We start from the raw sequence: 13,277 nt of genomic DNA on the forward strand, positions 1-13,277 counted from the left end.
CCACTAAGCTCATTAGAGTGATTTTCAGCGCAGCCGTCCATCCCGATCACCGGAAAGGGGCTGCATCAAAGGGTACGGGCGCGTTAGGATGGCGCGAAGCCGAGGTTGGAACCTCGTATTGATCCATTGCACACGAGGATTGTCATGACCGACTTCGCCAACGCCACACCGAACACCGTGGACATCGTCAAGCGTGAAACGTGCTTCAAGGGTTTCTATAAGCTCGACCGCCTCGTCCTGCGCCACGAGTTGTTTGCCGGTGGCATGAGCCGTGAGATCAGCCGTGAACTGTTCGTGCGTCATGACGCGGTGTGTGTGCTGCCCTACGATCCGCAGCGCGATGAAGTGGTGTTGATCGAGCAGTTTCGCGTGGGCGCCATTGGCAAGACCACCAACCCCTGGCTGGTGGAGCTGGTGGCCGGGCTGATCGACAAGGACGAGCAACCGGAAGAAGTTGCTCATCGCGAGGCGCAGGAGGAAGCTGGGCTTGTCTTCGCTGCGCTCTGGCCGATGACCCAATATTTTCCATCGCCGGGCGGCAGCAATGAGTTCGTACATTTGTTCTTGGGGCGTTGCGACAGCACGGGGGCAGGCGGCCTGCATGGCCTTCTGGAGGAAGCCGAGGACATTCGGGTGAAGGTCTGGGCTTTTGAGGATGCCTTGCAAGCCGTGCGCGACGGACGTATCTGCAACGCGGCCAGCATCATTGCCTTGCAATGGCTGGCCTTGAATCGCGATGAAGTGAGGGGGCTATGGTCCTGAACAAACTGCGCGACCGCTATCGCGTCGATCTGGTGGGGTTGCAGGCCGCCTGCGAGGCCAACTACGCCCGCTTGATGCGCCTTGTTGCCGGACATGCGCAACGACCCGTTGCCGCGCCGCATCGCCGTGACCCACGGCGACCAGATGCTCGGCGTGCTGGCCCTGGAAGTGCTGCAGACCTGTCCCTACACCACCACCTTGCAGGTTCGTCAGGAGCACAGCCTGCCCTGGTTGCCGGTGCCGCAGTTGGAAGTGCAGGTCTATCACGACGCGCGCATGGCCGAAGTTGTCAGCGCCGAACATGCACGACGCTTTCGTGGCATCTATCCTTACCCCAATGCCTCGATGCACCAGCCGGATGAAAAGGCCCAGTTGAACCTGTTCCTGGGCGAGTGGTTGAGTCATTGCCTGGCGCTGGGTCACGAGTTCGAAGTCGTTCGGTAGTTGTGAACCGGTTCCGGTTCGCGGGTTTCCCCTTTCGATCATCCCCCAGCATAATTGCGGCTTCATGCAACGGCGTGATTGCGCCTGGGAGAAAGCGATTTGCCGAGCGTATCCAGCTTGACCACGGCCGATGCGGCGTTGTTGGTCCAACTGTCCGATAGCCATTTGTTCGCCGAGGCCGATGCCTCGTTGCTGGGCATGAAGACCCGTGACAGTTTGCGGGCGGTCATTGATTTGGTGCTCAAGCAGCAGCCGGACATTGACCTGATGCTTGCCACTGGGGATTTGTCCCAGGACGGGACGCTGGAATCCTACGCGGCGTTTCGGCAGTTGACTGCGCGAATCGATGCGCCGGCGCGGTGGATTCCCGGTAACCATGATGAGCCGCAGGTGATGCTTGAGGCGGCGGTCAAGAGTACGTTGCTCGATCCGGTGGTGGACATTGGCAATTGGCGGGTGACGATGCTCGATTCTGCCGTTCCAGGTTCGGTGCCGGGGTTTTTGGCTGAGGAGCAGTTGATTCTGTTGGCCAATGCCTTGAGCGAGGCGCCGGAGCGGCATCATCTGGTGTGTCTGCATCATCATCCAGTGTCGATTGGGTGTGTGTGGATGGAGCCGATCGGGTTGCGTAATCCGGAGGCGTTGTTTGCGGTGTTGGATCGGTTTCCCCAGGTGCGGGCGGTGTTGTGGGGGCATGTGCATCAGGAGGTTGATCGGGTGCGGGAGGGGGTTCGTTTGTTGGCTTCGCCTTCGACTTGTATTCAGTTTGAGCCGGGGAGTGAGGATTTTGCGGTGGGCTCGCAGGCGCCGGGGTATCGGTGGTTGCGGCTCTTGCCGGATGGGCGGTTGGAGACGGGGGTTGAGCGGGTGGTTGGGTTTGCGTTTACCCCGGACTATGAGTCCAACGGTTACTGAGGACGAGGCGGCCTGATAGCCGGCCTATTTCTCACGGCTATACTGCGATCCAATTGTGGGAGCGAGCTTGCTCGCGATGGCGGCCTGACTGAGTACATATCCATTACTGCGGTAACGGCTGCTTATGGTTCCGCCCTTACGGCGGGTCACTTTCGAAAAGCGCGAAAGTAACCAAAGCGCTCATGCCCCACCACTCGGTGCCTCGCCTAGGCTCGGCATGCCCTCACTCCGGCATTGCTCCGTGGGCCCGCCGCGAAGGGCCATCCATGGCCCAGCGCGGCTATCCCGGCATCCATGCCGGGATGCCCACTCCACAATGCCTGCGTTCGGCCATCGTGGTTAACGGGGCGCCGAGATCAACGTCCACCCCACCACGAGGCGGCCTGATAGCCGACCTGGCTCTTGCGGGGGTGTACACCCATCAGACTTGTTTGAGCTGGACCTGTGGGAGCAAAGCTTGCTCGCGAGGCGGCCTGACAGCCGACCTGGCTCTCCGGTTATACCCCCGATCCGATTGTGGGAGCGGGCTTGCTCGCGAAGGCGTCGGGTCAGGCAACATCAATGTTGAATGACACACCTAAGTGCTCCCGCTCGACGTTAGCGCGGATCGACGATGTCCAACACCCGGTTCGCCAACAACTCACTGAGCTCGATCATCTGCTGGACTCCCAGGGCGAAATGCCGACGCGAACCTTCCAGGTCGAAGGTCAAGTCGCCGAGCATGGCGTTGGCGGAGGCCAGGGTTTCGCTGAGGTTGGCTAGGAGGGTTTCGGTATCCGCGTCCTCCGAGACAGAGAACAATGGGCCTGAGGGTTGTTTCTTCTTGGGTACGGGCTTGGGGTCGAGGTAATGGTCGATGGCTCGCTTGGCGGCTTCATCGAGTTTTTGGGGATCGAGCCCGGCGTGGGCTGATGAGGGATCGGTTTCGGGGGGATTGGGTGTGGCTTTGAACATGATGCATATCCTTCTTTGCGTAGTGGAACCGCCATCTCCCGTTTCCAGGCGAGAGGGTGGCAGCTATGCGCGGGCTGGAAAACCAAGGTAGAAGGAAAACCCGGCAGACTCGAAAGTCTCCCGCGCACAGCCACCATAACGCAGAACTGAACGCTCAAAGCGCCGCAGTATCTCACGTGATTCGCTGATATGCCTTCTACTCATCGGGTTTCCAGGCCCGGCCGCTGAATTTGCAGCGACGGGAAAAGACTAGCGACAACCCTTCCCACCCGGCAACCGCCAGAGCTCGTCGGAAAAATCTAATGCAGCCCGGAGGGGTGTCCGACCATTCCCACAAACCTTGGTCGACTGTCAGGCCGCCATCGCGAGCAAGCTCGCTCCCACACAGGTTTTTGGTCGTTTATACGATCAGTGTCCACCGCCGATCCCTGTGGGAGCCGAGCTTGCTCGCGATAGCGGTGGGTCTGCTTGCATCAATGCTGAATGTGCCGCCGCCTTCGCGAGCAAGCTTTGCTCCCACAGGTCCAGCTCAAACAAGTCTGATGGGTGTACCCCCCGCAAGAGCCAGGTCGGCTATCAGGCCGCCTCGTGGTGGGGTGGACGTTGATCTCGGCGCCCCGTTAACCACGATGGCCGAACGCAGGCATTGTGGAGTGGGCATCCCGGCATGGATGCCGGGATAGCCGCGCTGGGCCATGGATGGCCCTTCGCGGCGGGCCCACGGAGCAATGCCGGAGTGAGGGCACACCGAGCCTAGGCGAGGTGCCGAGTGGTGGGGCAGAAGCGCTTTGGTTACTTTCGCGCTTTTCGAAAGTGACCCGCCGTCAGGGCGGAACCATAAGCAGCCGTTACCGCAGCAATGGATATGTACCCGGTCAACAACATCCTGGCCGGCTGTAAGGCCGCCATCGCGAGCAAGCTTTGCTCCCACAGGCACCGTGATTGACTGATCATCGGCGACAACAAGACGGTCAAATCCCCCAAACCCCCACAAACTCCCTGTAAACTCCGGCCTTTGCCCAACACCCAGGGAGTCGGCAATGTCGGGTTCGATCCTTTATATCCACGGCTTCAACAGCGCCCCAGCCTCGACCAAAGCCTGTCAGCTAGTCGACGTGATGGCACGCCTTGGCCTGAGCGACCAATTACAGGTGCCCGCCTTGCATCACCACCCCCGCGAAGCCATCGGTCAGCTGGAGCAGGCGATTGCGCAACTGGGGCGGCCGCTGCTGGTCGGCAGCTCGCTCGGCGGCTACTATGCGACTCACTTGGCCGAGCGCCACGGCCTCAAGGCCCTGCTGGTCAATCCGGCCGTCAGCCCACATCGGATGTTCGACGGCTACCTGGGCACGCAGAAGAATTTGTACACCGACGAAACCTGGGAATTGACCCACGACCACGTCACGGCCCTGGCCGAGCTGGAAGTGCCGGCGCCCCGGGATCCACAGCGGTATCAGGTATGGTTGCAAACCGGTGACGAAACGCTGGATTATCGCCACGCCCAGCAGTATTACCGCGCCTGTGCCTTGCGCATCCAGGCCGGCGGCGACCACAGTTTCCAAGGGTTTGCCCAGCAGTTGCCGGCGCTGTTGAGTTTTGCCGGCATTGGCGCCGATTTGTACCAGGCGATCGACTTCACGTCGCTGTGAGCCCATCGCCCCTTTTTCATTGAACACTGACGACGAGACCCCATGGCCACTCCCAGCGCTAGCTCTTATAACGCAGACGCCATCGAAGTCCTCTCGGGCCTCGACCCGGTGCGCAAGCGCCCCGGCATGTACACCGACACCAGTCGGCCGAACCACCTCGCCCAGGAAGTCATCGACAACAGTGTCGACGAAGCCTTGGCCGGGCATGCGAAGTCGGTGCAGGTCATCCTGCACGCCGATCACTCGCTGGAAGTCAGCGATGACGGCCGCGGCATGCCGGTGGACATTCACCCTGAAGAGGGTGTGTCGGGTGTCGAACTGATCCTCACCAAGCTCCACGCCGGCGGCAAGTTTTCCAACAAGAACTACCAGTTCTCCGGCGGTTTGCACGGGGTGGGTATTTCCGTGGTCAACGCCTTGTCGACCCAGGTGCGGGTGCGGGTCAAGCGTGACGGCAATGAATACCAGATGACCTTCGCCGACGGCTACAAGGCCACCGAGCTGGAAGTGGTGGGCACCGTCGGCAAGCGCAACACCGGGACCAGCGTGTATTTCGCCCCGGACCCGAAGTATTTCGATTCACCGAAGTTTTCCGTCAGCCGCCTCAAGCATGTGCTCAAGGCCAAGGCCGTGTTGTGCCCGGGGCTGCTGGTCAGCTTCGAGGACAAGGCCACCGGCGAGAAAGTCGAGTGGCATTACGAAGACGGTCTGCGCTCTTACTTGGTGGACGCGGTCAGCGGTTTCGAACGCCTGCCCGACGAGCCGTTCTGCGGCAGCCTGGCCGGTAACAAGGAGGCGGTGGACTGGGCGCTGTTGTGGCTGCCCGAAGGCGGCGAAAGCGTCCAGGAAAGCTACGTCAACCTGATCCCCACGGCCCAGGGCGGCACCCACGTCAACGGGCTGCGCCAAGGCTTGCTCGACGCCATGCGCGAATTCTGCGAGTTCCGCAACCTGCTGCCCCGTGGCGTGAAGCTGGCGCCGGAAGACGTTTGGGAACGCATCGCCTTTGTCCTGTCGATGAAGATGCAGGAACCGCAATTCTCCGGCCAGACCAAGGAGCGCCTATCGTCCCGCGAAGCGGCGGCGTTTGTTTCCGGGGTGGTCAAGGACGCGTTCAGCCTGTGGCTCAACGCCAACCCGGAAACCGGCCTGGCCCTGGCAGAGTTGGCGATCAACAACGCCGGCCGGCGTCTCAAGGCCAGCAAGAAGGTCGAGCGCAAGCGCATCACCCAGGGACCGGCCTTGCCGGGCAAGCTCGCCGATTGCGCCGGGCAGGACCCGATGCGTTCCGAGCTGTTCCTGGTGGAAGGTGACTCCGCCGGCGGCTCGGCCAAGCAGGCGCGGGACAAGGAGTTCCAGGCGATCCTGCCGCTGCGGGGCAAGATCCTCAACACCTGGGAAGTGGACGGCAGCGAAGTGCTGGCCAGCCAGGAAGTGCACAACATCGCGGTGGCCATCGGTGTCGATCCGGGCGCCGCAGACATGAGCCAGCTGCGCTACGGCAAGATCTGCATCCTCGCCGACGCCGACTCCGACGGCCTGCACATCGCCACGTTGCTCTGCGCCTTGTTCGTCCAGCATTTCCGCCCGCTGGTGGACGCCGGTCACGTCTACGTGGCGATGCCGCCGCTGTACCGCATCGACCTGGGCAAGGAGATCTACTACGCCCTGGACGAAGCCGAGCGCGACGGCATCCTCGATCGCCTGGTGGCCGAGAAGAAACGCGGCAAGCCGCAGGTCACCCGATTCAAGGGTCTGGGCGAGATGAACCCGCCGCAGCTGCGTGAAACCACCATGGATCCAAACACTCGCCGCCTGGTGCAGTTGACCCTGGATGATTTCGAAGCGACCTCGGAAATGATGGACATGTTGCTGGCGAAGAAACGCGCCGGCGACCGCAAGTCCTGGCTCGAATCCAAAGGGGACCTGGCCGAGGTGCTGGCCTGATGCGCAACGGTTTCGCCCTGGCGTTGTGGCTGTGGGCGGGGGTGGTAATCGCAGGGCCTGCGCCGGAACTGAAGCTGCTGTCCGAGCATGCCATCGAGGGCATGCGCGGTGGCAACCTGTCCGGGCTGGCGTTCTGCGGCAGCGAGATGTGGATGGTGTCCGATCGTGACGACGACCGGATCTATCGGCTCGTGCCCTCCGAGGCGCCGGTCTGGCAGGCCGAGGTGGTTGAAATCGAGGTGCCGCAGGTGCCGGACAGCGGTTTGCCCTGGGGCTTGAGGTCGCGAACCTGGGCGGCGTCGTTCTTGCGCGGTGGTGAGTTGGATTTCGAAGGCATCAGCTGTGACAGCGCCGGCAATCGTTATGTGATCAGTGAGTCCCACGCCGCTGTGCTGCAGGTGCCGTCGTCGGGGCCTGCGTCCTGGTTGAAAATCGCCCCAACATTGATCCGTCAGGCCCGGGGCAGTGGCATGTTGCTGCATTTCAATGCCTTGTTCGAAGGCCTGGCGGTCAACCCGGCTGGTGATCAATTGTGGCTGGCGGCGGAGCGCGAACGCCGCGGCCTGCTGCTGATCAAGCGTCAGCAAACGGTGTGGGACTGCGATGGCAATTGCGTGTTGCTGAGCGAAGCGGGGCTGGAAATGCAGCCGGCACAGTTCCCCAAGGCCAAGGCGGTTTCGCGGGATTTCGCCGACCTGTCATTGTTCAATGGCAAGCTGTTTACCCTGGAACGCAACGCCTACCAGATCTGCCGGCGTGACCCGCAGACCGCCCAGGTGGAACGTTGCTGGTCGTTCGCCGCCGAGGCGTTGCAGGATAACCGTCGTTACGCACAGGCCTATGGCCTGGCCGAAGCGTTGGTAGTGGACGCTGAGGGCGCCTGGATTGGGCTGGACAACAACGATGGCGCCCGCGCCGACGGCGAAACGCGGCCGATCATCTGGCGCTTCGCCGCGCCGGACAGTGGTTGGAGCACCTCGCCATGAGTCAGCCGCCGGGCAAGCGCGCCGGCCGGGTATTGATGATATTGGCCTGGTGCGCGGCGCTGTTTCTGGCAACGCGGTTTTTTGCCCAATGGGAGCAGCGCCAGCAAAACCCCAATACCCAGGTGTACTCGCAAAGAGGTGAAGGTTTTATCGAGGTGAAGCTGGTCGGCAATCAACAGGGGCATTTCGTCGCCAGCGGCCAGATCAACGGCCAGCCGGTGGACTTCATGCTCGACACCGGTGCCACCGACGTGGCGATTCCGGTGGAGCTGGCCGAGCGCCTCAAGCTGGAAAAAGGTTTCGGCGTGACATTGAGTACTGCCAACGGTTTGAGCGAGGGCTACCGTACCCGCATCGACCGGCTGCAATTGGGTGACATAGTCTTGCGCGATGTCCGTGCCCTGGTGGCGCCAGGCTTGGGTGGCACGCAAGTGCTGCTGGGCATGAGCGCCCTGAACAAACTTGAATTTACCCAGCGCGACGGCACCATGCTGCTGCGCCAGACAACGAACTGATGAGGCCCGCATGAGCGACATTCTTGCAGACAGCTTAGACGGCGTAGAACGCCGATCGCTGGCTGACTTCACCGAAAATGCCTACCTCAATTACTCCATGTACGTGATCATGGACCGCGCCTTGCCGCACATCGGCGACGGTTTGAAGCCGGTCCAGCGGCGGATCATCTATGCCATGAGTGAGCTGGGGCTGGATGCGGATTCCAAACACAAGAAATCGGCGCGTACCGTCGGTGACGTGCTTGGTAAGTTCCACCCCCATGGCGACTCGGCCTGCTATGAAGCCATGGTGCTGATGGCCCAGCCGTTCAGCTATCGCTACACGTTGGTGGACGGGCAGGGTAACTGGGGTGCGCCGGACGATCCCAAATCCTTCGCGGCCATGCGTTACACCGAGGCGCGGCTGTCGCGCTATTCCGAGGTGCTGCTCAGCGAACTGGGCCAGGGCACCGCGGACTGGGGGCCGAACTTCGACGGCACCCTCGACGAACCCCTGGTTTTACCCGCACGTTTGCCGAATATCCTCCTCAATGGCACCACCGGCATTGCCGTGGGCATGGCCACCGACGTGCCGCCCCACAACCTGCGGGAAGTGGCCACGGCGTGCGTGCGCTTGCTGGACGAGCCGAAAGCCACGGTGGAGCAACTCTGCGAGCACATCCAGGGCCCGGACTATCCGACCGAAGCCGAAATCATCACCCCGCGCGCCGACCTGCTGAAGATCTACGAGACCGGCCGCGGTTCGGTGCGCATGCGCGCCGTGTACCACATCGAAGACGGTGACATCATTGTCACGGCGCTGCCGCACCAGGTCTCCGGGGCCAAGGTTTTGGAACAGATTGCCGCGATGATGCAGGCAAAACCATCGAAAGCGCCGCAAGTGGCCGACCTGCGCGACGAGTCCGATCACGAAAACCCGTGCCGCATCGTGATCATCCCGGTCAACAGTCGGGTCGACCACGACGCACTGATGCAGCACCTGTTCGCCAGCACCGACCTGGAGTCCAGCTACCGGGTCAACATCAACATCATCGGCTTGGACGGCAAGCCGCAGCTGAAAAACCTGCGGGCCTTGCTGGTGGAGTGGCTGGAGTTCCGGGTCAAGACCGTGCGCCGGCGCCTGCAATTCCGCCTGGACAAGGTCGAGCGCCGCCTGCACCTGTTGGACGGCTTGCTGATTGCCTACCTCAACCTGGATGAAGTGATCCACATCATCCGCACCGAGGAGCACCCCAAGGCCAGCCTGATCGAGCGTTTCGCCCTGAGCGAAATCCAGGCCGACTCATCCTCGACACCCGCCTGCGGCAGTTGGCGCGGTTGGAAGAGATGAAGCTGCGCGCCGAGCAGGATGAGTTGCTCAAGGAGCAGGCCAAAGCTGCAAGCCCTGCTGGGTAGCGAGGCCAAACTCAAGAAGCTGGTGCGCACCGAACTGCTCAAGGACGCCGAAACCTACGGCGACGACCGTCGTTCGCCGATCGTCGAGCGCGCCGAAGCCAAAGCGCTCACTGAACATGATCTGCTGCCGAACGAGAAAGTGACTGTCGTGCTGTCAGAAAAAGGCTGGGTGCGCTCGGCCAAGGGTCATGATATTGACGCGACGGGGCTTTCCTACAAGGCCGGGGACGGCTTCAAGGCCTTGGCGGCCGGGCGTTCCAACCAGTTTGCGGTGTTCGTCGACTCCACCGGGCGCAGTTATTCGGTGCCGGCGCATACCCTTCCATCGGCTCGCGGCCAGGGCGAACCGCTGACCGGACGATTAACTCCGCCACCGGGTGCAACTTTTGAATGCGTGCTGATGCCTGATGATGATGGGCTGTACGTTATTGCATCGGACGCGGGTTACGGGTTCGTGGTCAAGGGTGAGGATCTGCAAGCCAAGAACAAGGCGGGCAAGGCGTTGTTGAGCCTGCCGAACAACGCCAAGGTGATTGCGCCGCGCCCGGTTGCCGATCGAGAGAGCAACTGGCTGGCGTCGGTTACCACCGAAGGCCGGTTGCTGGTATTCAAGATCAGCGACCTGCCACAACTGGGTAAAGGCAAGGGCAACAAGATCATCGGTATTTCCGGCGAACGGGTGGCAAGCCGTGAGGAATATGTCACGGATATTGCAGTGTTACCGGAAGGCGCCACGCTTGTGCTACAGGCAGGAAAGCGTACGCTTTCGTTGAAGGCAGACGATCTTGAGCATTACAAGGGTGAACGCGGTCGGCGGGGCAACAAGCTTCCGAGGGGATTTCAGCGAGTCGATGCGCTGCTCGTCGAAAACCTCAATTAGGCGTACTAGACGGCTCGGTCTGCGATTAAATGCCCGCGGATCGATGCTTTCGCGCTGGAGTCGGCGCGCATATTCACGGATGATAGGCCCTTTCAAGCGCCGGCGTGGCCGAGCGTTCTTCATATTGACCGAGTATTTTTTCACTGTGGTAAGCCTTGTGGCTGCCACCTGGACGGAACGATGACTGCTCTGCGCCTCCCTATTTTGTGGCTCGCCGGCCTGCTTGGCCTGGCGGGCTGCAGCATGAACCAGCCAGTGTCGCTGTACCAACTTGGACAGCGGAACCCCGGCCCAGCCTGCGCAAAGCACAGGCATGGCCGTATTGCTCGGCCCGGTTCTGATCGCTGACTACCTGCAGCGTGAAACCTTGTTGCAACGCCAACCGGACGGCAGTTTGCAAGCCGCCACTGACGGCCGTTGGGCCGGCAGCCTGTCCTCTGACATCGATCAGTTGCTGCTGCGCCAGGTCGCCGGACACCTGGACAGCCAACGCGTGGTGCTGGCACCGGCAACCCAGGGCTTCACCCCGGATGTGCAGGTACTGCTGTCGATTACCCGCCTGGACTCGGGTAAAGCCCAACCGGCGGTGCTCGATGCCCAATGGCGGTTGATCGACCGCCGTGGCAAGGTGCGTGAGAACCGCATCGTTCATCTGCAAGAGCAACATGCCGGCACCACCGCGGCGCAGGTCCAGGCCCAGGGTGTGCTCCTGCAACGCCTGGCCGAACAGCTGTCCGTGTCGCTCAAGCCCCTGGCCAACCAGCCGCCTGTCGCTGAAGTGCCACGTAAGTCCGCGCCTGCCCCGGCCAAACCGGTAGAGAAAGAAAAGGACAAGATTCCCATGGCCTTGCCGATTCGTACGGACATGGAAGTGTTCAGGTTCTGACGCCAGGACTGGATGCAAAACGAAGCCCGCGTTGATGCGGGCTTTGTTGTTTCTGCCGGTTGGTTCTGTAGTGTCTGTGCCGGCCTCATCGCGAGCAAGCTCGCTCCCACAGTGGATATCTGCAAGCCGCAGACCCCGTGTGGGAGCGAGCTTGCTCGCGATGAGGCCGGCACAGACAATAAAAAAAACCGCAGACAATCACCCACCCCAGGTCCGGCGTTCAGTGGTTTTGAAGGGTTCTGGGGCTGCTGCGCAGCCCAGCGGGAGCAAGCTCCCTCGCCACCGGTGCGGTGATGTCCTGGATTTGTGGCTTTGCAGGGATCCCTTGTGGGAGCGAGCTTGCTCGCGATGAGGCCGGCCCGGGCAACAAAAAAGCCCACAGACAATCACTCATCGGTGGGCTTCGTTATTTCAGGCTCTGGACTCAGGCCTGGCGCTCATGCATCCGCGCCAACTGCCGCTCCAGCATCGATGGATAAGGCTCCATCAAGCGCTCCACGCAGCACGCGCCTTCGGGGCTGGCGATGGGGCGGATGCGCGCGCGTTGGCGGATCAGGGCGTCGTCGTTGATCTTGCGCTCCACCAGCAGCAGATTGCGGCTGTGTTGCGACAGCGCCAGGGCGTCCTGGGCGGTTTCGGTCAGCAGCAGGTCGATCTGGCTCAGGCCGAACAAGCCATCGCCCAAGGTCAGGCCCAATTGCAATTGCAGGGTGATGCCGCTGTCGGCAACTTCGATCTGCAACTGGTGGCCCAAGGCGCGCAGCAACTCACCGCAGCAAATGGCGTTGGTCAGGTAGTCGTCGCCGCTGTCTTCGGTGTGGAACAGCATCAGCGTGCTGCCGTCGTTCAGGGTGTGCAGTTCGCTCTGATAAAGCGAGGCGGCCTGGTCGAGGCAATCGCGGTAGCGCTCGAGCAACTCCTTCAGGCGCGCCTGGGGCAGGCGCCGCAGTTGATCCTGGGCACCCAGTTGCACGGCCAGTACGGCGCTGTGCTGGGGCAGGTTCGAGACCACGGGCTTGGCGACCGGTCGAGGTATCCCGTCGACCGACTCGTCACGCAGGTCGGCGAAGGCGTCGTCGTCCTCCTCGTCTTCTACCGTGCGAACCACGTGGCGTGGCGCCGGTTTGGAGGCCGGCATCGGCTGGCTTTCATCAAAGCCCGGGTCGCGCAGGTTACGCACTTCGAAGCCTGGCTCGGCCTCGTCGTCCGCGTAGTCAATCTCTTCAGGTTCCGGCAAAGGCTCAGGTTCCGGCGCGAAGCTGGCGTGCAGTTGCCGGGCCAGGTCGCCGATCTCGTCCTGGCGCTGGGTGGCCGGCGTGTGTTCGTCGATGTCCCGCAGCCAGACGCGCAGTTGCAACAGCGGGGTGGAGATGTGCCGTCCCAGGCGCAGGCTCAAGGCCAGTGCCAGCGCCAGCAGGATCGCGCTGAGGATGCCCATGCTTTGCAGGCTGATGGTCATCGGTTGCTGAAACTGGTCCATGTCCAGGCTGATGCGCAGTTGCCCGGCGGTCACATCCTGGAAGGTGATCTTGCTCTGATACATACCGCCGGGCTCACCCAGCAGGCCAGGCTTGGGACGCTGCCCGGCCTCGGCGAGGATGCGGTTGTCCACGCTGTAGATGGCGGCGTGGGCCACCAGCTTGTTCTTGGTCAGGTTGTTGAGCAGCACGTTGAGGCTGAGGATGTCGTTGGACACCAGCAGCTCGGTGGCGGACGTGGCGGTCTGGGTGGTCAGGCTTTCACCCAGGGCATCGGCCTGCTCGTGCATGGCCTGCTTGAATTGCAAACCCATCACGCAGGCATAGATGACCAAGGCCAGGGCGACCAGGATTACGTTATGGCTGGCAATGCGCAATGCAATCGGCACACGACGGTGACGCAGCGCACGGAAGATCAGCAGGAAGAAGTTGTCGGTTTTGACTGGCGTGGGCCGGTTCACTGAGC

General features: G+C 62.0%; 8 protein-coding genes and 3 pseudogenes. 9 read left to right on the forward strand and 2 right to left on the reverse strand.

Annotation, left to right across the window (positions count from 1 at the left end):
• The first annotated feature begins 144 nt into the window (after window positions 1–144).
• The 3 genes and pseudogenes from PSH84_RS07310 (at window position 145) to cpdA (ending at window position 2,121) form a co-directional block, all read left to right on the forward strand.
• Window positions 145–762 carry an NUDIX domain-containing protein gene (locus PSH84_RS07310; RefSeq protein WP_122564969.1) on the forward strand — a complete coding sequence of 206 codons (618 nt, stop codon included), beginning with the start codon at window positions 145–147 and terminating at the stop codon, window positions 760–762.
• A pseudogene (locus tag PSH84_RS07315) lies at window positions 753–1,206 on the forward strand (DUF1249 domain-containing protein). Before PSH84_RS07310 ends, PSH84_RS07315 begins: the two are co-directional and overlap by 10 nt.
• Window positions 1,207–1,305: 99 nt before the next feature.
• Window positions 1,306–2,121, forward strand: coding sequence for a 3',5'-cyclic-AMP phosphodiesterase (gene cpdA, locus PSH84_RS07320; protein WP_122564968.1), 816 nt, complete (start codon window positions 1,306–1,308; stop codon window positions 2,119–2,121).
• Window positions 2,122–2,718: 597 nt separating this feature from the next.
• Here the strand turns inward: cpdA and PSH84_RS07325 are convergent.
• The gene (locus PSH84_RS07325; RefSeq protein WP_305469452.1) at window positions 2,719–3,075 is read right to left on the reverse strand and encodes a DUF6124 family protein; all 357 of its coding nucleotides are present in this window, start codon (window positions 3,073–3,075) and stop codon (window positions 2,719–2,721) included.
• Window positions 3,076–4,115: 1,040 nt separating this feature from the next.
• On the opposite strand from PSH84_RS07325, the gene PSH84_RS07330 reads away from it, so the two are divergent.
• The 6 genes and pseudogenes from PSH84_RS07330 (at window position 4,116) to PSH84_RS07355 (ending at window position 11,333) form a co-directional block, all read left to right on the forward strand.
• Entirely contained in the window at window positions 4,116–4,724 is a 609-nt protein-coding gene (locus tag PSH84_RS07330) for a YqiA/YcfP family alpha/beta fold hydrolase (protein ID WP_305482469.1), read from the forward strand.
• A 42-nt stretch (window positions 4,725–4,766) separates the two neighbouring features.
• Window positions 4,767–6,671 carry a DNA topoisomerase IV subunit B gene (gene parE, locus PSH84_RS07335; protein ID WP_122567328.1) on the forward strand — a complete coding sequence of 635 codons (1,905 nt, stop codon included), beginning with the start codon at window positions 4,767–4,769 and terminating at the stop codon, window positions 6,669–6,671.
• Window positions 6,671–7,657 carry an esterase-like activity of phytase family protein gene (locus PSH84_RS07340; protein ID WP_122567327.1) on the forward strand — a complete coding sequence of 329 codons (987 nt, stop codon included), beginning with the start codon at window positions 6,671–6,673 and terminating at the stop codon, window positions 7,655–7,657. The genes parE and PSH84_RS07340 overlap by 1 nt, the downstream gene beginning before the upstream one ends.
• A complete protein-coding gene (locus PSH84_RS07345; protein WP_122567326.1) occupies window positions 7,654–8,172 on the forward strand; it encodes a retropepsin-like aspartic protease family protein in 519 nt (172 codons plus the stop codon). The genes PSH84_RS07340 and PSH84_RS07345 overlap by 4 nt, the downstream gene beginning before the upstream one ends.
• A gap of 10 nt (window positions 8,173–8,182) precedes the next feature.
• A pseudogene (gene parC, locus PSH84_RS07350) lies at window positions 8,183–10,447 on the forward strand (DNA topoisomerase IV subunit A).
• A gap of 180 nt (window positions 10,448–10,627) precedes the next feature.
• Window positions 10,628–11,333, forward strand: a pseudogene (locus tag PSH84_RS07355) (PqiC family protein).
• Between the two features lie 424 nt (window positions 11,334–11,757).
• Here PSH84_RS07355 and PSH84_RS07360 read toward each other — a convergent pair.
• The gene (locus PSH84_RS07360) at window positions 11,758–13,272 is read right to left on the reverse strand and encodes an AhpA/YtjB family protein (RefSeq protein WP_305482471.1); all 1,515 of its coding nucleotides are present in this window, start codon (window positions 13,270–13,272) and stop codon (window positions 11,758–11,760) included.
• Window positions 13,273–13,277 lie beyond the last annotated feature (5 nt).

Source organism: Pseudomonas beijingensis, from assembly GCF_030687295.1.
GTDB lineage: Bacteria > Pseudomonadota > Gammaproteobacteria > Pseudomonadales > Pseudomonadaceae > Aquipseudomonas > Aquipseudomonas beijingensis.